Origin of the sequence: Parvularcula mediterranea (genome assembly GCF_013085255.1) — a bacterium.
In the GTDB taxonomy this organism is placed as follows: Bacteria; Pseudomonadota; Alphaproteobacteria; order Caulobacterales; family Parvularculaceae; genus Parvularcula; species Parvularcula mediterranea.
In genome coordinates this window covers 752494-772954 of sequence record NZ_JABFCX010000002.1, presented here as the reverse complement: position 1 = coordinate 772954, position 20461 = coordinate 752494, and the positions used below count along the sequence as shown (strand labels likewise).

16 protein-coding genes, 1 tRNA gene and 1 pseudogene are annotated in these 20461 nt (G+C 62.9%); 9 read left to right on the top strand and 9 right to left on the bottom strand.

Translation table 11 applies throughout. The features are described 5' to 3' along the window. Positions 1-10 precede the first annotated feature (10 nt). Positions 11-2275, bottom strand: a complete 2265-nt coding sequence (locus HK107_RS04335) for a tetratricopeptide repeat protein (RefSeq protein WP_173197083.1) — start codon at positions 2273-2275, stop codon at positions 11-13. A 294-nt stretch (positions 2276-2569) separates the two neighbouring features. Between HK107_RS04335 and HK107_RS04330 the strand changes: the two genes are divergently transcribed. Beyond that, positions 2570-4357, top strand: a complete 1788-nt coding sequence (locus HK107_RS04330) for an acyl-CoA dehydrogenase C-terminal domain-containing protein (protein ID WP_173197081.1) — start codon at positions 2570-2572, stop codon at positions 4355-4357. Positions 4358-4477: 120 nt separating this feature from the next. Here the strand turns inward: HK107_RS04330 and HK107_RS04325 are convergent, their stop codons facing one another. Continuing rightward, positions 4478-6103, bottom strand: coding sequence for a hypothetical protein (locus HK107_RS04325; RefSeq protein ID WP_173197079.1), 1626 nt, complete (start codon positions 6101-6103; stop codon positions 4478-4480). A 247-nt stretch (positions 6104-6350) separates the two neighbouring features. Between HK107_RS04325 and HK107_RS04320 the strand changes: the two genes are divergently transcribed. Next, on the top strand, positions 6351-7352 hold the full coding sequence (locus HK107_RS04320) for an SDR family oxidoreductase (protein WP_173197077.1): 1002 nt from the start codon (positions 6351-6353) through the stop codon (positions 7350-7352). 2 nt (positions 7353-7354) lie between these two features. On the opposite strand, the gene HK107_RS04315 is transcribed toward HK107_RS04320, so the two are convergent. The 3 genes from HK107_RS04315 to HK107_RS04305 form a co-directional block, all read right to left on the bottom strand. Further along, a complete protein-coding gene (locus tag HK107_RS04315) occupies positions 7355-8812 on the bottom strand; it encodes a flagellin N-terminal helical domain-containing protein (RefSeq protein ID WP_173197076.1) in 1458 nt (485 codons plus the stop codon). A 143-nt stretch (positions 8813-8955) separates the two neighbouring features. After that, a complete protein-coding gene (locus HK107_RS04310) occupies positions 8956-10698 on the bottom strand; it encodes a flagellin N-terminal helical domain-containing protein (protein ID WP_173197075.1) in 1743 nt (580 codons plus the stop codon). Positions 10699-10963: 265 nt separating this feature from the next. Further along, on the bottom strand, positions 10964-11623 hold the full coding sequence (locus tag HK107_RS04305) for an OmpA family protein (protein WP_173197073.1): 660 nt from the start codon (positions 11621-11623) through the stop codon (positions 10964-10966). 131 nt (positions 11624-11754) lie between these two features. Here HK107_RS04305 and HK107_RS04300 point away from each other — a divergent pair. The 3 genes and pseudogenes from HK107_RS04300 to rsmD form a co-directional block, all read left to right on the top strand. Then, positions 11755-12477 (top strand): annotated as a pseudogene (locus HK107_RS04300) (pseudouridine synthase); the annotation flags it as partial. A 2-nt stretch (positions 12478-12479) separates the two neighbouring features. After that, positions 12480-13343: a hypothetical protein gene (locus HK107_RS04295; protein WP_173197069.1), complete on the top strand. Its 864-nt coding sequence runs from the start codon at positions 12480-12482 to the stop codon at positions 13341-13343. Beyond that, positions 13343-13909 (top strand): 16S rRNA (guanine(966)-N(2))-methyltransferase RsmD, encoded by a 567-nt coding sequence (rsmD, locus tag HK107_RS04290; RefSeq protein ID WP_173197067.1) that lies wholly within the window; start codon positions 13343-13345, stop codon positions 13907-13909. Before HK107_RS04295 ends, rsmD begins: the two co-directional genes overlap by 1 nt. On the opposite strand, the gene HK107_RS04285 is transcribed toward rsmD, so the two are convergent. Further along, on the bottom strand, positions 13890-14498 hold the full coding sequence (locus HK107_RS04285; RefSeq protein WP_173197065.1) for a DUF938 domain-containing protein: 609 nt from the start codon (positions 14496-14498) through the stop codon (positions 13890-13892). The genes rsmD and HK107_RS04285 overlap by 20 nt on opposite strands. 51 nt (positions 14499-14549) lie before the next feature. Here HK107_RS04285 and HK107_RS04280 point away from each other — a divergent pair. The 3 genes from HK107_RS04280 (at position 14550) to HK107_RS04270 (ending at position 16579) form a co-directional block, all read left to right on the top strand. After that, positions 14550-14623 (top strand) — tRNA-Gly (locus HK107_RS04280). Between the two features lie 219 nt (positions 14624-14842). Next, positions 14843-15697 (top strand): glutathione-dependent disulfide-bond oxidoreductase, encoded by an 855-nt coding sequence (yghU, locus tag HK107_RS04275; RefSeq protein ID WP_173197063.1) that lies wholly within the window; start codon positions 14843-14845, stop codon positions 15695-15697. A gap of 51 nt (positions 15698-15748) precedes the next feature. Continuing rightward, positions 15749-16579, top strand: coding sequence for an HpcH/HpaI aldolase/citrate lyase family protein (locus HK107_RS04270; RefSeq protein WP_173197060.1), 831 nt, complete (start codon positions 15749-15751; stop codon positions 16577-16579). Here the strand turns inward: HK107_RS04270 and HK107_RS04265 are convergent. Next, a complete protein-coding gene (locus tag HK107_RS04265; protein ID WP_173197058.1) occupies positions 16576-16992 on the bottom strand; it encodes a DUF6491 family protein in 417 nt (138 codons plus the stop codon). The two genes, HK107_RS04270 and HK107_RS04265, sit on opposite strands and share 4 nt — an antisense overlap. A gap of 17 nt (positions 16993-17009) precedes the next feature. After that, complete coding sequence (locus HK107_RS04260; RefSeq protein WP_173197056.1) at positions 17010-17843, bottom strand: enoyl-CoA hydratase-related protein; 834 nt, start codon at positions 17841-17843, stop codon at positions 17010-17012. A gap of 132 nt (positions 17844-17975) precedes the next feature. On the opposite strand from HK107_RS04260, the gene HK107_RS04255 reads away from it, so the two are divergent. Further along, complete coding sequence (locus HK107_RS04255; RefSeq protein WP_173197055.1) at positions 17976-18281, top strand: hypothetical protein; 306 nt, start codon at positions 17976-17978, stop codon at positions 18279-18281. A 4-nt stretch (positions 18282-18285) separates the two neighbouring features. Here HK107_RS04255 and nuoG read toward each other — a convergent pair whose 3' ends face one another. Beyond that, positions 18286-20400, bottom strand: coding sequence for an NADH-quinone oxidoreductase subunit NuoG (nuoG, locus tag HK107_RS04250; protein WP_173197054.1), 2115 nt, complete (start codon positions 20398-20400; stop codon positions 18286-18288). Between the last annotated feature and the right edge of the window lie 61 nt (positions 20401-20461).

The window sequence follows — 20461 nt, the reverse complement described above, 5'->3', positions numbered from 1 at the left end:
AGTCAGCAGGTCAGCGACTGACCGGCTGGGGACGCCAGCTGGAGAGACGACCTTCGGCCCGGCCGATGGCGCCGGGGGTCATCTCGGAAGCCAGCTCGTTGGCCTTCTCAAGCGCCTGGGAATCGCCCTGGTTGGCCGCGAGGCGGTACCAGAAATAAGCCTCGTCGCGGTTGGTCCTGCCGTCCGAAAGATAGGCATTCCGGGGGTCGTAGAGGGCCCCGAGATTGTACATGGATGGCGCGTATCCGGCGTTTGCAGCGCGGGTGAAGCCTTCAAGGGCGCGGGTCTGGTCCACAGGACCGCCAGTGCCGTTGATGTCGAGGCCCGCGAGACGGTGGATGGATCGGAGATGGCCGCTTTCAGCGGCCTGCTCGAACCATGTCCTCGCGAGAAGACCGTTCTGAGGGACGCCGTCGCCGGACAGATAGATCTCGCCGAGTTCGCTCTGGGCGAGGATGGAGCCAGCGTCAGCTGCGTCGGTGAGCGCGCTGATGGCCTCGGTGACTTCCTCGGGGAGGACGGCGGTGGCGAGCTTTTGCTGCGCTTCTGCGTAAAGGGCCGTGGGGTCAGGCGCTGCGGGTTCGGCGGGCCTCGTCTCGGGCATGGGCTCCATGACGACAGGCTCGGAACCGCCGGGGCGGCTGAGGGTCAGGGCCGTCGCGCCTATGGCGACAATGGCGATCAGGACGAGCACCCAGCCAAGAGCAGCGTTGTTCTCGGACGGTGCGCTGAAAGCGCCGCGCGCCATGGCCGCGACGCGCTCACCGAAGGTCGGCTCTTCGTCTTCACGGAAGAGGCCGTCCTGATCGAAGCTGACCGGGTCCGCTGGAGGAGCAGAGAAAGGGTTCCTGTCGGAGGCCGGGACGTCCCAGGCCGTGAACCCATCGTCTGGGTCCTGTTCGGGAGCCGGCTGCTCCTCACGGAAGTCGTCGCTGGGCGCGGGATCGGAGAAAAACGCATCCGTGGCGCCGGGAGCCTCAGTGATCGGCGTGTTCTCAAAAGCCGGGGCAGAGGGGCGGGCCTCGGGCTCATCGAAGGACGGCTCTGGGAAGCTATCGGCGCGCGCAGTGCTCTTGGCGCCAAGACCGAGCTTGAGGGGGTCTTCGAAGACGCGGTCGAACTCGTCCTCAAAGGCGTCATCGCTGCCCGGTGCGGTGAAATCGGAGCGCAGGGCTTCTTCGGGCAGGGGCGACGCCGAGAGCGGAACGGTTATCCGGTCCTCGGGCAGGTCGCGGCCTTCGAGCCGGTCGACCACGGCTGCAAACGCGCCTTCGAGGGCGGCGGCATCGCGGCCAGCGTCGGCCACGGCCTTGCGGGCTTCGGCGGCAGGAGCGCCGGGGCCACGGGTGAGGCTCGTCTCTTCCAGGTCGCGGCGGAGGCTGTCGAGGGACTGAGCGACGCGGCTGATGCCCTCTGCGCTGCGCTCCTCGCCGGCCTCGATCTTCTCGGAGAGGCGGGAGACGTTCCCTTCCAGCGTGCGGATATGGTCGGAGGTCCGCTTGATCTCCGAACCGAGGAGCTGGAGCTTCTGGCTGGTCCGCTCGATGAAGTGCTCGTCGCGGCTCTCGGCAGCGTCCTTCGCGGCGGCGAGGGCCTCCTGCACCCTGGCGTCGGTGTCGGTGAGGCGGTCAGCGGTTGAGTCGATCGCTTCGAGAAGCCCGCCAAGTTCCTCGCGCAGGGCTTCGTCCTCGGTGGAGAGGCGCTGCTGGATCTCTTCGATCAGGCCTTCGTTCTTCGATAGGCGTTCGTCGGTGTCCTCGCGGGAGCTTTCGACCTGCTCGACCAGCGTGGAGAGGGCTTTTTCGAGAGCGACGAGGCTCTTCACCCAAGAGTTCTTTTCAGCGGCGCCCTCAAGCTTGTCGAGGCGCTGCTCGACTTCGCCGGTGGGCTCGCCGCGGGCTTCTTTTTCGAGGCGCTTCACGCGCTCGAACATGGTCTCGAGGCCCTGGTTGAGGCCGCCCATGGCCTCACGAGACTGAAGCTCGCTCTGGAGGAGGTTCTGCTCGGCGGAGATCAGGCGCTCATTGAGGCGGTTGAGGGTGTCCACCACACCGCGAAGCTGTTCGGTGGTGACGCCGGAGACGACTTTCTCACGGCGAGAATCGGGCGAAGGGCTGTCGGCAACGAGGGCTTCGTCGGAACCTTTTTCGCGGATCATCTCGGTGATGAACTCACCGAGGGTCATGCCGCGACGCTGGGCCAGCGCCTTCGCCACTGAGCGGGCATCCTGATCGATGCCTTTGACGCTCCATGGGACGTTCGATTTCGCGCTCATGCGGCCCTTTAATGCATCCATGTCGCGCTGTCCTCGCGCCCTGGACACTTCTCTGATTTTCCCGGTTCTGACGGCGTTAAGCTGATTTCAACCCTTGGTGAAGCCGCCTGCTTAACAAAAACCTAAGAGCCTCTAGCCAAAGTCACCATTACCAACGCGCATGCGAGCATGAGGTTGCAATAATTTGCGACGCTTCGCGTCTTTGCCTTCTTAACGTCGAAGCCCTAGACGGTCCTCAAACCCAAGAATGCGCCAGCTGCCGGAGTGCAGCCGCGCCACCAACGGAGGACCGATATGCCCGTCTATGAGGCACCTATCCGCGACATGCAGTTCCTGCTGCACGACGTCCTGAAACTGCAGAACTACTCGAACCTTCCCGGCTTTGCTGACGCCGACAAGGACACGATCGACGCCATCCTCGAAGAGGCCGGCAAGTGGCACCGTGACGTGCTCGCGCCGCTCAACCGCGTCGGCGACCTTGAAGGCTGTAAGCGCAACGATGACGCGACCGTCACCGTGCCGACCGGCTTCAAGGAAGCTTACGACCAGTTCTGCGAGTCAGGGTTCGGCGCCCTCGCCATGGACCCTGAATATGGCGGTTCGGGCCTGCCCGTGACCCTCGCCATGGCCATCTCCGAGATGACCTCTTCGGCGAACCAGGCGTTCGGCATGTATCCGGGCCTCGCGGCTGGCGCATGGCGCGCGATCCACGCTGCTGCGTCGGACGAGCAGAAGCAGACCTACCTGCCCAAGATGACCACCGGTGAGTGGACGGGCACGATGAACCTGACCGAGCCCCAGTGCGGCACGGATCTCGGCCTCATCCGCTCGAAAGCTGTCCCGCAGGGCGACGGCACCTACAAGATCAGCGGCCAGAAGATCTGGATCTCGGCTGGCGAGCACGAGATGTCGAAGAACATCATCCACCTCGTCCTTGCACGGATCGAAGGCGCGCCTGAAGGCATCAAGGGCATCTCGCTCTTCATCGTGCCGAAGTTCATGGTCAACGACGACGGCTCGCTCGGTGAGCGGAACGGCGTGACCTGCGGTGGCCTCGAAGAGAAGATGGGCATCCACGGCAACGCGACCTGCGTCATGAACTATGACGACGCCACGGGCTTCCTCGTCGGTGAGGAGAACAAGGGCATGCGCGCCATGTTCGTCATGATGAACGAAGCGCGTCTCGGCGTTGGCCTCCAGGGGTACGCAGCCGCTGAAGTCGCCATGCAGAACGCAGCGGCCTTTGCCCGCGACCGCCTGCAGTCGCGCTCGGTCACGGGCGTGAAGGCTCCTGAGAAGCCTGCCGACCCGATCATCGTCCACCCGGACGTGCGCCGTATGCTGATGGACACCCGCGCCTTTGTCGAAGGAGCCCGTGCCCTGACGTTCTGGGCTGCGCTCCACGAGGACATGCAGCACAAGGCGCCTGAGGAAGCCGACCGTCAGAAGTCGAACGACTACATGGCGCTCATCACGCCGGTCATCAAAGCCTACCTGACGGACAAGGGTTCGAAAGGTGCGAACGACAGCCTCCAGGTCTTTGGCGGCTCGGGCTACTGCGAAGAATGGGGCATGTCCCAGTTCGTCCGCGACGTCCGTATTGCCCTCATCTATGAAGGCACCAACGGCATCCAGGCCCTCGACCTTGTCGGCCGTAAGCTGATGGCGGAAGGCGGCCGTTACTGGCAGACCTTCTTCAAGGAAATCGACGATTGGTGTGCGGAGAACAAAGGTCAGAACGATGACCTCGACGCCTATATCGAAAAGCTCCTCGCCGCGAAGGGCGAGCTGACCGAAGCGACCCAGTGGCTCGGCATGAACGCCATGAAGGACTTCGACCAGGCCGGTGCCGCGTCGAACGACTACCTCCACCTCTTCGGCCTCGTGGCTATCGGCTACATGTGGCTGATGATGACCAAGGAAGCGCTTGACCGCGCAGGCGACAGCGATCCGTTCTACAAGAACAAGCTGATCACGGCGAAGTACTTCTTCGACCGCGTCATCGTGGAAAGCTCGATGCACCTCGCCAAGGTGAAGACCGGCACCTCCACCATGATGGAGCTGGAAGCAGAAGCCTTCTAAGCCAGTCCCTACACGGACAAAGGAAAAGCCCGGGCATGACGCCCGGGCTTTTTTGTTTCCGGCCCATGAGGGAAGGTGAGGATCGGCCGGAAGGGAGAGCCTGAAATCTCTCGGGGTTGATCAGTCTGCGTCTTCGGTCTCTTGGTCGGCGGGTGCGTAGAAGGACGGCTTGTCGTCTTCGGCATCCTTCTCGCCAAAGCCGGCGTTCTCGCCTGGGGCGCTGCCGCCGGTCTCGAAGAGAGCAAGGATGCCCGGGCGGGCGTCGCCGCCGAGGAGGCCTTCGGTTTTGGCAAGGCCACTGAGGATGGCGGCGGCGCGGCGTGCGGCGTCGTCCTCGCCTAGCTTGTCCTCGACCTTGACCTTGATCTGGCTGTCGATGCGGTCAGCGACGGCGCCGAAGAAGCTCGACTGGCGGCCAAGGGAGTTCTTGATGCGGCCGAGCTGCTCATCGACACGCTCGACGCGGGCCTTGGCTTCAGCGGCGAGGGCCTTGGCGCCTTCGGTGTCGCCAGCCGCGAGCTTCTCAGCGATGCCGCCGATCAGGTTCTCGAAGCCGACATTCTCGTCCTTCTTGACCACCTCAGTCACCGTCCGTTCGACAGTTTCCGTCACTGTACCGACGACTTCGTTGAGCTTGTCCGGGCTCAAGTGATCAAGGCGCTCGGAGATGTCGTCGATCTTCTCGCTGATCGCTGCTTTTTTCTCGGAGACTTTCGTCAGGCGATCACTGATGAACGTCTGCCGCTCGGCAGTCTTGTTGATCTTGGCGTTCGTTTTTTCGATCCGGGTTTCGGTGCGCTCAAGGCGCTTCTCGATCTTCGCGAGCTTGTCGAGGGAAACCGTCAGGCCAGCGCTTTCCGCGACGCGGTTGGCGACGGCATCGACGAACGCTGCGATGCGGGTGGAGCCACGCTCCTCAAGACGGTCGGCGAAGGCTGCGTAGCGTTTCGCGGTCTCGAGGCGGAAGGCATCACGTGCGTCGGTTGGACGTGCGCCGACCTTTTCGAGCTTGTTGTTGAGGCGCTGCTCGACCTTCTCGAAGCGCTCGAGACGATTGGTGAGCTTCTCTTCCCGGGTCGTGAGCTTGTCGAGACGGGATTCGAGGCGAGTTTCACGCGCTTCGAAGCGTTCGATGCGCTGACCGAGCTTTTCGAGGCGCTCGGTGAGCTTCTGCTCGCGGGTGATCGGTGTCTCGACGGTTTCGGTGACGGTTTTGGTGACGGTGGTCACTTCCTTCGCCGCGTCGGTGGGGGAGAGGCCCACGGCTTCGAAGTTCAGCTGGCGGAAGTCATAGTCGCTGCCAGCCTTGAGGCCGACGGTGACGGTCAGGACTTCGCCCTCTTTGAGGAGGTTCGTGCCGCTAAAGCCTGAACGCGCAACGGCGAGATCAGCTTCACGCTGGAGGCCATCGAAGGCGCCTTTGAAGGCCGATCCCGGCGCGCCGGCTTCGACAGCTGCGATGAGCGTGTCGACCTTGCCGAGGACTTCGCCGACCTTGCTGACGCCGGTCTGGGCCGCAGCCACGGTGTTCCTGGCTTTGCCGAGGCTCTCGCCAAGGGTGCGGACGATGGCGCTCTCGCTTTTCTGGGCGCCAGTGACGCTGAAGAAGGCTGCGGAGTTGCCGCGGCCTTTGCCGAGCGAATTGAGAAGCGGCCCGCCGAAGCGTGACTTGGCCTCTGCCTGGCCCTGAGCGCGCAGCTGAAACAGCGCCGACTTTGCCGAGTAGTTCGAGTTGATACCAACCATGACCCTGCTCCCGAAGGGGTGAAGTGTTCGATGATCAAATATCAGTTGAAATCGTTAAAAGAACGTATCTTATGCAAATTTGGCCGAAAAAAGACGACATCAATATATCAAGAGACAAGTAATGATAATGCGCATTAACCAATAATACTCGTAAACCATAATCGGGGCACGGCTGCGGTCTTCAGTCGTCGTGACGGCGGTGACGGGCTAGGTTCTTCTCAAACGAGAGAGCTTTGGAGAAACGCCCATGACCAGCCCTATCAACCGACGCCAGATGCTTGCCGGTGCCGCCGCGGTAAGCGCCGCCGCTGCAACGCAGACGGGCAGCGCCGCGGCTCAGGACCCGGTGCGGAGCCTTGAAGGCCGCTCTATCCTCATCACCGGATGCTCGTCAGGCTTTGGTCGTCTGATGGCGGAGCATTTCGCGGAAGAAGGCGCGAAGGTCTTCGCCACCATGCGCAATGTGCCGCGTCCCGAAGCGGAGGAGCTCAAGGACTTTGCTTCGGACAAGGGGGTCGACCTGACCGTTCTTGAAATCGACGTGACGTCCGATCGTCAGGTAGCCAAGGCGACGAAGAAGGCGCTGAAGGCTGCGGGAGGGCACATCGAGGTGCTCGTGAACAATGCCGGCATTTCCTATGCCGGTCCTGTCGAGATGCAGGACATGAAGGCCACGGAGCATATGTTCCAGACGAACGTCTATGGCCCTCACCGCCTCGCGCGGGCGTTGCTGCCTGCCATGCGTGAAAAGCGCAGTGGTCTGATCGTCCAGATCAGCTCACAGCTTGGCCGGGTCATTGTGCCTGCCTACGGACAATATTCGCCGACCAAGTTCGCACTGGAAGCGATGAGCGAGGGCATGGCCTATGAGGTTGCACCTTTCGGCATTGACGTGAACATCATCGAACCCGGCGGCTATCCCACGAAGATCTGGGAGAACTCCGACGCGAGGACAGAAAGTCTTCTTAACCGCGTCCCCGGCGACCAGCAGAAAGCTTATGGCGAGATGCTGGCGTGGGTCAGGCAGGCAGGCGCTGCACCGCGCAACACTGATCCCATGGATATCCCGCGTGCTGTTGCTGAAATCATCCGTATGCCCGCGGGGCAGAGGCCGCTCAGGACTCCTGTCCATCCGGGTCCAAAACCTCAGGCAGCAATCAACGAAGTCTCGAAACAGACCCAGCTTGCGCTGATGGAGCGGGCGGGCATGGCTGAAATCGGAAAGACCGCCTACGGCGTGAAAGCCTGAGGCTAGCGGAAGAGGCTGAGGATTACCGAGCCGCGGCCATTGGCAACGGTCAAGCCCTGAACGGCCAGCTGCTCCTGCACCTGAAGCGCCTGGAGGCGGCTCGAGGCCTCTTCGAGATCCGCTTCCACGAGGGCGGCGACCGAACCGGTCAGGCCGTCCTCGAGATTGGCGAGATAGCTCGTCTGGCGGGTGAGGGTGGCGTCATAGGCGCCGACCTGAGCCTGGTAGCGGGCGATTTTCGCGCGGGCTGAGTCGATCACCAGCATCGCCTGGTCAGGATTGAGGCGCATGGCCTCGGGGTTCACCGCCTCCACCAGCTCCATGAGACCAGCCGCTGCGCGCCGCTCCTCGCCGTCGAGCGGGTGGGTGAAGTAGGGAAGGTCCGACCCGCCGATGGGGGTCAGGGCCGGTGTGTAGCCGTTGGGCCTGTTCGCGGGATCGTCCGTGAACTCAACGGTCTTGATAGCCGCACCGTCTTCGCGACCCCAGATGTTGATCGTGTAGATCCCTGGCGCTGCGATATCGACGAAGACGTCGCCGCCGTAAGTCGATCGGCCACCCCATGCAGTGGGGTTGTTCGAGGGCAGGTCGACGCCGCCATTGTCCGTGAACTTCACACCGTCAATGCCGAGGTGGATCGAGTCTGACGTGCCATTGGTGCCGAAGCCCTGGACGTTGACGTAGTAGCGGCCCGGATTGACCACTTGCACGCGGAAATCCATGCGCGGCGAGTTCGCGTCGACCTGAGCCTGGGTGAAGTAGATGTCGTTGCCGACAGTGTCCTGGTCCCACCGGACCCACCCGGCGAGAGGGTCGAGGGGATCGGTGATGATCTCCCAAGAGTTCTCACGGTCGACCGTGTTGCTCGTGTCGGTACCCTGAGCGCTCGTGTAGCTGAAGGCGCTCGACGCGGCGTCGAAGACGAAGTTGTTGCCGCTCTCGACCAGGCCGTCGAAGCTCTTCCTCAGGAAGTCGCCGCCTTCCATCGACAGGGTCTGGAAATCGAACTCCGAGCCTGTGCGGTTGAGACCGATGACGCTGGTGGTCGATCCTGCCTGCTTGAGGAGGTTCGTACCCTGAAAGCCCGATGCCTCGATCGTCTGGCGCATCTGGTCGAGGAGGTCGTCATAGACCGTCTCCAGCTCCTCGACGGCGATGCCGTTCTGGCTGACCGGGATCATGTCGGTGATCTGGAGGAGGAGGTCGTTGAGTTGGTTGAGACCTGCCTCGGCCGCCTTGATGGCGCCCTGCGAGACCACGAGATTGTCGCGGAAGCCGTTGATGACGGCGATGTCGCCGCGGGTGCGGCTGGAGACCATGAAGAAGGCGGGGTTGTCATTGGCGCCCTGGACCTTGAGGCCCGTGGAGATTTCGGTGCGCACGCGGTCGCCCGCTGCCTGCACCACGCGGAGCGTCCTGAGCGCGGTTTTCGCCGATGGATTGGTCAGCAGCGACGTCACGACCCTTGAACCCCTTCAATGCTTCTTCCGGCACCCATTGGATTTACGTCTAGGGCAGGTTCGTAGAGAAAGAGTCAATTTGCGACGCAATCACGGTACAGAAATTCCGTACCATGATGACACACGTCCCGATCTGGGACAGCCTACCGGAAGAGGCTGAGAAGGAGGCTCGGGCGCTGGCCTGAGATGCCAAGACCCTGAAGGGCAATCTCTTCTCTCGCCTGGACGGCGGCCAGCCGCGCGGATGTTTCGGCGAGATCGGCTTCGACGAGCGCAGCGACCCCCTCTTCGAGACGGTCGGTCAGGCCGTCGGAGACCTCCATCTGGCGCCGGATCGAGGTCTGGTAGCTGCCAAGCTGGCTTTCTCCGAAGTTGAGCTTCTGGAGGGCCGTATCGAGGACCTGCAGCGCGCCCGCCATGGAGTAGCCGGAGGTGTCAGGGTCGAGGAAATCGACAAGGGCCATGAAGCTGAGGCTCTGGCGGACGGCTTCGCCGCTCACAGGATCTGTGAGGGCCGAGTAATCAATGGTGAGGGACTCGAAGAAATCGGCGGTGACCGGGTAGTCCGGCTGGTCAGGTGGCGCGACGTCGAAGACGAGATCGGCAGGGGTGCCGTTCCTGATATCGTCCACGTCGCCGGTCCGGTTGTCGGTGACGAGGAAACGGTTCCCGTTGATGACATTGATCGTATACTGACTGGCAGAGCTTTCGTAGAAGACGGTCCCGCCACCACCTGCAAGGCGAATGAGGTCGGAGCCTGAATTGTCGCCCTCGTAGATCAGGTCAGCGCCATTGCCGCCATTGATGACGTCATCGCCTGCACCGCCGATAATGATGTCGTTGCCGCGGCCCGACGCGATGTTGTCATTCCCGAGGCCGCCGAAGAAGATCTCTCCGCCGTTCCCGCCGCGCAGGGTGTCGTTGCCTTCACCGCCGACAGCGCTGCTGCCGTTGCGGGTCACGCGGAGGAAGTCGTTCCCGGCATCGCCCCAGATGCGATCGCCCGTTCGTCCGCCTACGATCAGATCGTCCCCATCGCCGCCAACAAGGACCGAGTCGTTGGTCCCTGAAACGAGGCGGTCATTGCCTGCGCCGCCGAAGACCGAGTTGCCGGAGCCGCGACGGGTCCTGAAATCATCGGAGAAGTCAGACAGGAGCCATTGCTTCTCGCTGCCCGTGGGATGGACGATCCTTGGTGCCGGGTCTGTGGTTGCAGGGCCCAGGCGATAAGCGTTGAACGCTGCACCTGTCCTTGCGACGTTGGCGTTGGTGAGGGAGGTCACCTTGTAGCGACCGCCGAACCTGACGACGGAGCCGCCGCTCCTCAGGTCGAACGTCTGTTGGGCTGGGACGATCTCCAGGCCTTCGGTCAGGCTGGCATCCCGGCGGTCGAGCTCGAGACTGCGAACGGTGAGCGTGTCGACCTTGAAGCCCTTGCCGACCTCGTCCCGGACATTGGTGATGATGGTCTGGTCGCCTCCTTCCGCGAGGAAGTTCTGATCTGCTGACGAGGTCGCGCGGATGACATCGCGTACCGTTTCGATCTGTCCACGGATAACCTTGTCGAGGCCATTGTCATAGCCAGCGGTCTCGCCTGCGACGATTGCGTCCCGGATATTGTCGAGGCTCTTGCGGATATTGCTGATGCCGGTGAAGGCAACGGTCAGTGCACTGTCCACCGCGACGAGATTGTCGCGGACGCCCTTGGTGATGACGACGTCGCTGCGGGTTTCAGCTGCTACCAGGAAGAAGGCAGCATTGTCCTTCGCGCCGCGGATCTTGAGGCCGGTGTTGAGCTCTGCGCGCACGTCATCGCTCTCCCTGCGTACAGTGCTCAGTGTACGCAAGGCAGCTTTCGCCGACGCATTGACGAGGAGCGAACCCATGATACTGAAGCTCTCGCGACTCCCTCTTCCGATTTGCTATGGTAAATCAGAGGTGTTGAAGGGCAGTGAAAGTCGCTTCAGTTTATCCTTAATTCTCGATTCACCGAATTGAGCTAGGCTCCTCACATGCGAGAACCAACCGGCCCGACGGGGCTGGGGCTGCCGGAGAACCGGTGCGTTCCATCCGCTTTCAGAAGAAAGTCGGCGCACTAAAAAAGCCCGCAGGCGAAGCCGCGGGCTTTTCTCGTTTCAGATGTGTTGAGGCTTAAGCGCCGGGCACCACGAGGTCGATTTCGACCCGGCGGTTCTGGGCGCGGCCTTCTGCCGTGTCGTTCGAGGCAATTGGCTCACGCTCACCAAAGCCGGTGGCGTCGATGCGTGCCACAGCAACGCCCTGGCTTGCGAGATAGTTGCCGACAGCCACGGCGCGCTCGACCGAGAGCTGGTCGTTATAGGCGTCCGAACCTGTGGAGTCCGTGTGGCCCTGAACGAGGACGACGGTCTCGTCGAACTCGGCGATGACCTTGGCGACCGAATTGAGGGTCGCGAAGAAGTCCGAGCGGATGGCCGACTGGTCGGTGGCGAAGGTGATGTTGCCCGGCATGATCAGCGAGATGCGGTCGCCATCGCGCTGAACCCGCACGCCCGTGGCGCGAAGCTCTTCGCGGAGGCGTGCTTCCTGGCGGTCCTGGTAGATGCCGATGGCGCCGCCGGTGAGGCCGCCTGCCGTTGCGCCGATGATGGCGCCTTTCCTGGCATCGCCGCCGCCCGTGTTGTTGGCGACAACAGCGCCGACAACAGCACCTGCGACCGATCCGATCACAGCGTTACGCGCGGTCTTGGACGCCTGCTGCTCACCAGTGTAGGGGTCGGTGGTGCAAGCTGCGAGCGCGATGACGGCTGCGCCGAGGATAAGTTTCTTCATTCGAATTCTCCGTTCGAAGGCGTATAGAGTTCCATCCTTCCACGCTTCTATATCAACGCCGTGACAAGACGCACGGTCAAATTCCCGAGAAGGCGGCCCCCTAAGCCATGAGTGATACAAGTTCTAACGGCGAGCGGATCGCAAAAGTTCTCGCAAGGGCAGGAATTGCCTCGCGCAGAGAGGCTGAGCGCCTGATAACCGAAGGCCGCATTACAATTGATGGAGAAACCATCACGAGCCCGGCAACCAAGGTTCTGGGCACCGAAGACATCCGATTCGATGGTAGCCGGGTGGGTGAAGCAGGTGCGACGAGGCTCTGGCGCTATCACAAGCCTGCGGGGCTGGTGACGACCCATAAGGACCCCCAAGGACGGCCGACGGTTTTCGACAGCCTGCCGCCTGAGCTGCCGCGGGTGCTGTCGGTCGGGCGGCTGGACCTGACGACCGAAGGGCTTCTTCTGCTCACGAACGATGGCGGGCTGTCCCGGGTGCTGGAGCTGCCAAGCACGGGTTGGAAGCGCCGTTATCGCGTGCGCGCCTACGGACGGATTTCGCAAAACCGACTTGATCAGCTAGCGGAGGGCGTCGAGGTCGAAGGCGTCGCCTACGGGCCGATGCAGGCCAAGCTCGACAAGCAACAGGGCGGGAACTGCTGGATTACCCTGTCGATCACGGAAGGGAAGAACCGCGAGGTCAGGAACGTCATGCGCCATCTCGGCCTGACGGTGAACCGCCTCATTCGCACCGCCTACGGACCTTTCCAGCTCGGCGGGATGAAGGAAGGCCGGGTCGAGGAAGTCCCCGGCAAGATACTTCGCGAACAGCTTGGTAAGAAGATCAGCGAGGAGATCGGGCTGTGAGCCTTTTCGACTGCGTGGTGGCAGTCGACTGGTCGGCGGCCAATGCACGGGCGAAGGGCAAGGACTCGATCTGGGTCGCTGCCGGGTGGCGCGAAGAAGCAGGGCATGCGACGCTCTGCGAGAATATTCCCACACGGATGGAAGCGGTGGCTTTTCTCGAAGACCTGTTCCGCAAAGGTCTTGAGCGGGGGCACCGGGTGCTGGCGGGGTTCGATTTTGCCTTTGGCTACCCAGAGGCGCAGTCGGCACGGGTTTGCGGGGCGGAAGGCTGGGAGGGGCTTTGGGCCTATCTCGCCTCTGAGGTCGAGGATCACGAGGACAACCGCTCGAACCGTTTTGACGTGGCCGGGCGGATGAACCGCCGAGCGGGCGAGGCGCTCTTTTGGGGGAAGCCCCATCAGCATAAGGATCGCTATCCGAACGTGCCTGCCAAAAGGCCGGGTGATGCTGATCCCCGCAGGCTGGTGGAGGAGCGGGTGCCCTCGGCCAAGTCTGTGTTCCAGCTTGCCTATAATGGCGCGGTGGGCAGCCAGACGATCCTCGGGATCGCTCATCTTGAGCGTATGCGGAGGAGACTCGGGGCCAAGGTCTGGCCGTTCGAGACGGATTTCGCGGAGGACCTTCCGCGCGCGCCATCGCTCGTCTTTGCTGAGATCTATCCGAGCCTCATCCTCTCTTCCGCCCCCGATGGCGAGGTGAAGGACAAGGCGCAGGTGCAGGCGTTCGTGAAGGAGCTCCTCAAACGGAACAGGGAGGGAAGCCTCGCGGAGCTCCTGTCCCCGCCGGAAGGAACGTCGGCTGAGGAGCGGGAAGCGATGGTCAAGACCGAGGGTTCGATCCTCGGCGCGGGGGTTCTCTAATGCGGATTGTTGGCGGTGAATTCAGGGGACGGAAGATCATTGCTCCCTCAGGCCAGAACACGCGACCCACGACAGACAGGACGCGGGAGTCGCTCTTCAATATCCTCGCCCATCGTGAGGGGCTGGAGCTGGAAGGCGCGCGGGTTCTGGATCTCTTCGCGGGATCAGGGGCGCTCGGGTTCGAGGCCATCTCGCGCGGGGCGAGCTTCTGCCTCTTCGTCGACACCGATGCTTCCGCACGCGGAGCGATCAGGGACAATGTCGAGGCGCTGCAGCTTTTCGGGCGGACGCGGATCCACAGGCGGCCCGCCGATGCGCTGGGCGCGAAGCCTGCTGGCGTCGGGGCACCGTTTGACCTCTGCCTGATGGACCCGCCCTATAACAAGGGACTGATCGACAAGGCCCTAGCGGTTCTCTCCGAAGGCGGATGGATGGCGCCGGGTGCGCTGATCGTGGCGGAGCATGCTAGGGGCGAGACCTTCGAGACTCCTGAAGGTCGGATGCTCGAGGAGACCCGTGCCTTCGGCGACACCGAGATGAGCTTCCTCAACGTCCCTCCTGCCTGAACAGGACGACATGGTTGTTGGCGGGGACACGCTCTGCGTGCTGAAGGCCTAGCGCGAAGCGTGCAGCGAGCGGCTGGAGCGTATCGTCGAGGTCGCGCACGCCCCATTCAGGATCACGCTCACGCAGGGACTGGTGGAAGCGCTGGTTCGACTCTTCCATCGCGCCGCGCCGGGAGAAGGGGCCGTAGAGGAAGAGGTGGCCACCCTCGGGAAGAAGAGCCGCCGCGCCCCGGAACAGGTTCTCATAGCCTGCGATCGAGGTGATGTGGATCATGTTGATCGCGACGATGGTATCCACTTTCTCAGGAACGACCTGCCACCAGCCGTCTTCGCGTGTGTCGATCGGCAGGGCCTCGGGCTGGCCAAGCGCAGACATCCTTGCACTGATGGATGCGCGTTCTTCGGGCTTGGGATCCGAAGCTTGCCAGCGGAGGGATGGGTTCTCGGCGAGGATTGCCTCGGCATGCTCTCCCGTGCCTGAACCCACTTCGAGGACGCTCTCCGCAGACGGAAGAAGCCTTGTGAACGCCTCGGCGATGACCCCCTTGTTGCGGGCGGCGCTGGTCGAATAGAGCTTGGGGTCGGTCATGGCGTTCCTCGTTGACTTGGGCGATCCCGGCGCGCAAACCGGAGGACCTTCGCGGGTATGATGTAATGGTAGCCTGTCAGCTTCCCAAGCTGAACGCGCGGGTTCGATTCCCGCTACCCGCTCCAGTTTTTCGTTTGCGCTATCGCTTCGCTATTTGAGCGCGGGTGCATCTCACGGGCTGAGGGCCCTCCGATGTGGCGGCCTGACCGGCCGGGGCGCGCTTGCGCCCTTGGCGGCCGAGCGGAGAGGTTGACGGTTACAGCTGCAAAGCTGTGTTGTGCGGCTGATCTTTCTGCCGTTCCTCCCTAAGTAGCCTGCCAAAGCCAGCGACAAGGGAGCATCCCGTGGCCGATCAAGAGTATACACCGCCGAAAGTCTGGACCTGGGACTCGGAGTCTGGCGGGCGTTTTGCGAGCATCAACCGCCCGATCTCAGGCTCGACCCACGAAAAAGACCTTCCGGTCGGCAAGCATCCTCTGCAGCTTCACTCCCTCGCGACGCCCAATGGCGTGAAGGTAACGGTGATGCTGGAGGAGCTCCTCGCAGCAGGGCACGACGCGGAATATGACGCGTGGCTGATCAATATTGGCGAGGGCGAGCAGTTCGGCTCAGGGTTCGTCGAGATCAACCCGAACTCGAAGATCCCCGCTCTTCTCGACCGCTCGACGGAGCCGGGGACACGGGTTTTTGAGTCGGGCTCAATTCTGATCTACTTGGCTGAGAAGTTCGGCGCCTTTCTGCCTACGGAGCATAAGGCGCGGACCGAGACCTTCAACTGGCTGATGTGGCAGATGGGCTCTGCGCCGTTCCTCGGCGGGGGCTTCGGGCACTTCTATGCTTACGCGCCGAAGAAGTTCGAGTACGCGATCAACCGCTATGCGATGGAGACGAAGCGCCAGCTTGATGTACTGGACAAGAATCTTCAGCATAATGAGTTTCTGGCGGGTGACGAGTACACTATCGCGGATATGGCTGTCTGGCCCTGGTATGGCGGCATGGTGCTCGGGCGGCTCTACAGCGCGGCGGAGTTCCTTCAGGTCCATGAGTATGAGCATCTTGGCCGGTGGGCGAAGCAGCTGAATGCGCGTAAGCCGGTGAAGCGCGGCGTGATCGTCAACAAGGGCTTTGGTGACGAGGCCACCCAGCTGAAGGAGCGTCATTCCGCTGCCGACATCGACGCGGTGCTCGGCAAAAGCTGACAAGCTGCGGGCCCGGCGCTAGAGGGAGCGAAAACGACAAGGGAGTTCCCCATGGCCGCTTTCGATCCTGCCCTCTGGCGCAGCCTGCTCTTCGTGCCCGGCACGCGGCCTGACCGCTTTGCCAAGGCGGCTGCGGCAGGCGCGGACCTCGTCTGCATCGACCTTGAGGACGCCGTGGCCCCCGACGGCAAGGACGAGGCGCGGGCCGCGACGCTTGAATGGCTGGCCGGTCCGGAGGAGCGTCCTGCGCCGCTGGGCCTTCGGGTCAATGGTGCGGATACGGAGCCTTACGAGGCGGACCTCGCCGCGCTAAAGAGCGCGGAGGGCGTCGACTTCGTGATGATGCCTAAGCCTATGGCGCTCATCGAGATTGACCAGCTGCGCGATGCCTATGGTCAGGACCGGATCATCGTGGTGATGGAGACGGCGCGGTCGCTCGGGCTGGCTGAAGCCATCGCCGACCACCCTGCCGTATGCGGAGCGATTTATGGCGCTATCGACCTCGCCGGTGAGATCGGATGTGACCTGTCATGGGAAGCGCATCTTTACGGCAGGTCCCGGTGCGCCGCGGCGTTTGGAGCTGCGCGCAAGGTGCTCTTCGATGTGCCCTACCTCGATGTGAAGGATCCTGAGGGCCTCAAGGCTGCGACGAAGAAGGCGCAGAGCCTTGGCATCCATGCAAGGTCTGCGATCCATCCGGCGCAGCTTGGGCCGATCCACGAAGCCCTTGCTCCGACGGCGGAGGAACTGGCGCGGGCGAAGCGCATAGTCGAAGCCTTCGAGGCCGCGAAGGGCGGCGTTGCGCTTCTCGACGGGAAGATGATCGAGCTTCCCGTCATCAAGGCTGCGCGCCGCAAGATCGCTGCGGCGGAGCGGGCTTAGTCCTCAACTCTTGCGGCGAGGGCTTTCGCTTCATCGGCAGCTGCGAAAGCGGCTTCGCGGCTGTCGAAGCGGTAGATGGCCTTGATCTGACAGGAGCCGCTGGCGGTGTTGAACCGGTCACCCCTACCGCCGCAGGTCTCGCTGAACCGGCCGCCGAAGGCGCCGCGAACGTCGACACCGAGCGGGTCGCAGGCAAGCTGCGTCGTGGCAAGGTAGTAGCTGCTCGTCCGTGTGTTGATCGACAGTGTACGGTTCGAGACGAGGCCGAAGCCCTGAATGTCCCGCTGATCAACGCAAGCCCTGCCGTTCTGGCCGGTGATCTCGGAGAGAGCGTCGGTGAGGTCGGTGGACGCACCTGTCGAGGCGCATCCTGTGAGGGCCGCGAGGCTGAAGCCCGCTAGAATGAGACGCATGGGGAGTACTCCTTTCGTCAGTCCCTCCCGTCGACCTTTCGGCGGGGAGGCAGGTTTGCAAACTGGCCGGGCTGGCCTGTCTGCTTGGCGACCATGGCCGCCATAAGTTCAGAAGGCTGAAGGTTTGATCCGTTCCAGAGGGCGATGCGGTCCAGCGCTTCGTCTGTTGTGTGGTCGCGGGAGTAGGTGATGATCTCCTTCGTTCCGTGAACGGCCATTGGTGCGCGGGTGGCGATCTCTGCAGCCAGCTCCTGCGCCGCCTGGTTCACGGCGTCATGGTCCGGGAGGACGCGATTGACGAAGCCGAGGCGCAAGGCCTCATCAGCCATCATCTTGCGGCCCGTATAGCTCAGCTCACGAACGATACCTTCGGGTAGCAGGTTCAGGATGCGCGGGAAGGTGCCGACATCTGCGGTCAGGCCCATGACCGCTTCGTAGACGGAGAAGTAGGTGTCCTCCGTACAGAACCTGATGCAGCAGGCGGTGACGAGATCAACGCCCGCGCCGATGCAGCCGCCTTGGACGGCTGCAATGACGGGCATCCGGGCCTGCTCCAGCGAGGTGAAGGTGCGCTGCATCCGCTTGATAAAGCGGTAGCTGTCCATGCCCTTGGCGGCGCCCAGCTCATCGTCCTGCACGTTCTGGAACATGCCGAGATCAATGCCTGAGCTGAAATGCGGCCCCTCAGAAGCGATCACGAGGGCGCGGCAGGAGCCTTCTTCGGAAAGGGCGTCCACAGCGTCGGGGAAGTCTTCCCAAAAAGCCGCATCCATGGCGTTGCGTTTTTCAGGGCGGGAGAGGGTGAGCGTCGCGACATGGCCGTCGCGTTCGAGGCGGAAACTGTCAGTCATGGCATGGTTCCTAGCATGAATACTCTGGAAAGAGCGCGCGAAAAGGCAGGGTGCGTCATGGAACTTTCAAAGTTCCCTTGACCACGTTTTCGTGAGCGGTGAGGATTCCATCCAGCAGGCAGGGAGATGACTATGTTCACCGTCAAGGCGATGGGTCTGGCACTACTCGGCATGTCCGGCGCGGCGGTTCTGGGCGCCGTTGGGCTCGGGGTGACCGCTTCGGTTCAGTCGTGGGACGGGCAGAAAGTCATAATCGCGACCGCGTTGCTCGCGATTTTCGCGGAAGCCTGCTTCTGGATCGGCGGGGGGCTGTTCGGCCTGTCGGTGATCAAGCGGCGCAAGGACGAGATCAGGGCGTTCGTCCGTCGCATCGTCGCTAGGGAGGAAGAGGCTTCGGAGGACGAGGGCGACAGGGCCGTCCCGTCCTCCGCAAGCTGATCTCTTACTCGGCCGCCAGCATCGGCTGGGTCGGCTTTTTGCCTTCGGCGCATTCCTGCATGATGTCCGACGCGCGGGCGACGGGGTTCGTCAGGTAGTAGCTGTCGAAGACCGCACCGAAGGGTACTGCATCGAGGCTGCCTTCAGCGGCAAAAGCCGAGGCGGAAGGCGCTTCGCCAGCGTCAATCGTGTCGATGGAGCCAAAGCTCGGCGCATCGTCGATCATCGCCTGACGGAGCGCGAAGAGGTCGTCATAGGGCAGGGTCTTGCCGAGACGCTCGGACAGGGCGCGGAGGATGGCCCAGTCGTCTTTGGCTTCGCCGAAGGGGAAGTAGACGCGGTTGGCGATCTGCACACGGCCTTCAGTGTTGGCGTAGAGGCCAGGCTGCTCGGTATAGGCGGCACCCGGAAGGATGACGTCCGCAACCTTCGCGCCGGCATCGCCGTGGTGGCCCTGATAAATGACGAAGGCATCTTGGAGACCGGAAAGGTCGGCCTCGTCGCAACCGAGATTGTAGACGATCTCGATCTCGCCAGCCTTGGCGCCTGCGAGGATGTCGTTAAAGCTCTTGCCGTTCTCGCCCGGCAGGAAGCCAAGGTCGAGGGCGCCGACGCGGCCTGCTGCGTTGTGGAGGACGCCGAAACCGCGCCAGTCAGTGCCGAGGGCTCCGACTTCCTCTGCGAGCTTCAGGGCTTCTGCCATCACCGCATCACCGTCGCCGCGGGTGAGGGCGCCTGCGCCGAGGATGATCAGCGGACGCTCGGCCTCCTTGAGGGTCTCGAAGAAGGCGTGGTCGCGGTTCTTGAGGGCGTCGCTGCTCGCGCCGAGATGGACCGTCTCGTAGGAGAGGTCGCGGTTCTCGCCGATCACGCCGACATGGAGGTCCATCTTGGCGAGCCAGTTCTTCCGCACACGGGCATTGACCAGCGGCGCTTCGATGCGCGGGTTCGTGCCGATGAAGAGGATGGCGTCGGCCTCGTCGATCGAGGCGATGCCGCCTGCGAGGGTATAGCTCGAGCGCGGGGCGCGTTCGCCGTTCGGAAGCTGACCGTAGGAACCACCGTCCTGGCGGCAGTCCGTGTGCGGTGTGCCGATGGCAGCCATCAGGTCCTTGAGCGCTTTGACGGCTTCTGCAGAGACGAGGTCGCCTGCGATGGCGGCGACTTTGTCAGCCTGCGCACTTTCAAGGCGCGCAGCGATGACGCCAAAGGCTTCTTCCCAGCTGGCCGCGCGCAGCTTGCCTGCTTCGCGGATATAAGGGCGGTCGAGACGGCGCTTGGCGAGGCCGTCCCAGATGAAGCGGGATTTGTCGGCCAGCCACTCCTCGTTCACGTCATAATGGACGCGGGGGAGGATGCGCATGACCTGACGGCCACGCACGTCGACGCGGATGTTCGAGCCAACCGCGTCCATCACGTCGATGGTCTCGGTCTTCTTCAGCTCCCACGGACGGGCGTTGAAGGCATAGGGCTTCGAGGTGAGGGCACCGACCGGGCAGATGTCGATCAGGTTACCGGTCAGCTCTGAATCGACCGCCTTCTCGAGATAGGTGGTGATCTCAGCATTCTCGCCTCTGTTGACGAGACCCAGATCATCGACGCCGGCCACTTCCGTCGCGAAGCGGACGCAGCGGGTGCACTGGATGCAGCGGGTCATGATCGTCTTGATCAGCGGGCCCATGTATTTCTCTTCGACCGCGCGCTTGTTCTCCTCAAAGCGCGAGCCATCGCGGCCATAGGCCACGGCCTGGTCCTGCAGGTCGCATTCACCGCCCTGGTCGCAAATCGGGCAGTCGAGCGGGTGGTTGATGAGGAGGAACTCCATCACCCCTTCGCGGGCCTTCTTGACCATCGGCGTGTTGGTGAAGAGCTCCGGCGGCGCACCGTCGGGGCCTGGTCGCAGATCGCGCACGTTCTGGGCGCAGGAGGCCACGGGCTTGGGCGGTCCGCCCTTCACCTCGATCAGGCACATCCGGCAGTTGCCGGCGACCGAGAGGCGCTCATGGTAGCAAAAACGGGGGATTTCCTCGCCAGCCTCTTCACAGGCCTGGAGGAGCGTGAGGCGCGGATCGACGTCGATTTCGCGGCCGTTGACTTTGATCGTGCGGAGTTCGGTCATGATCGGAGAAGCTTCTTCGCGGAAAACTCCCGGCGAGCTAACGGATGATGCGGGCGAATTC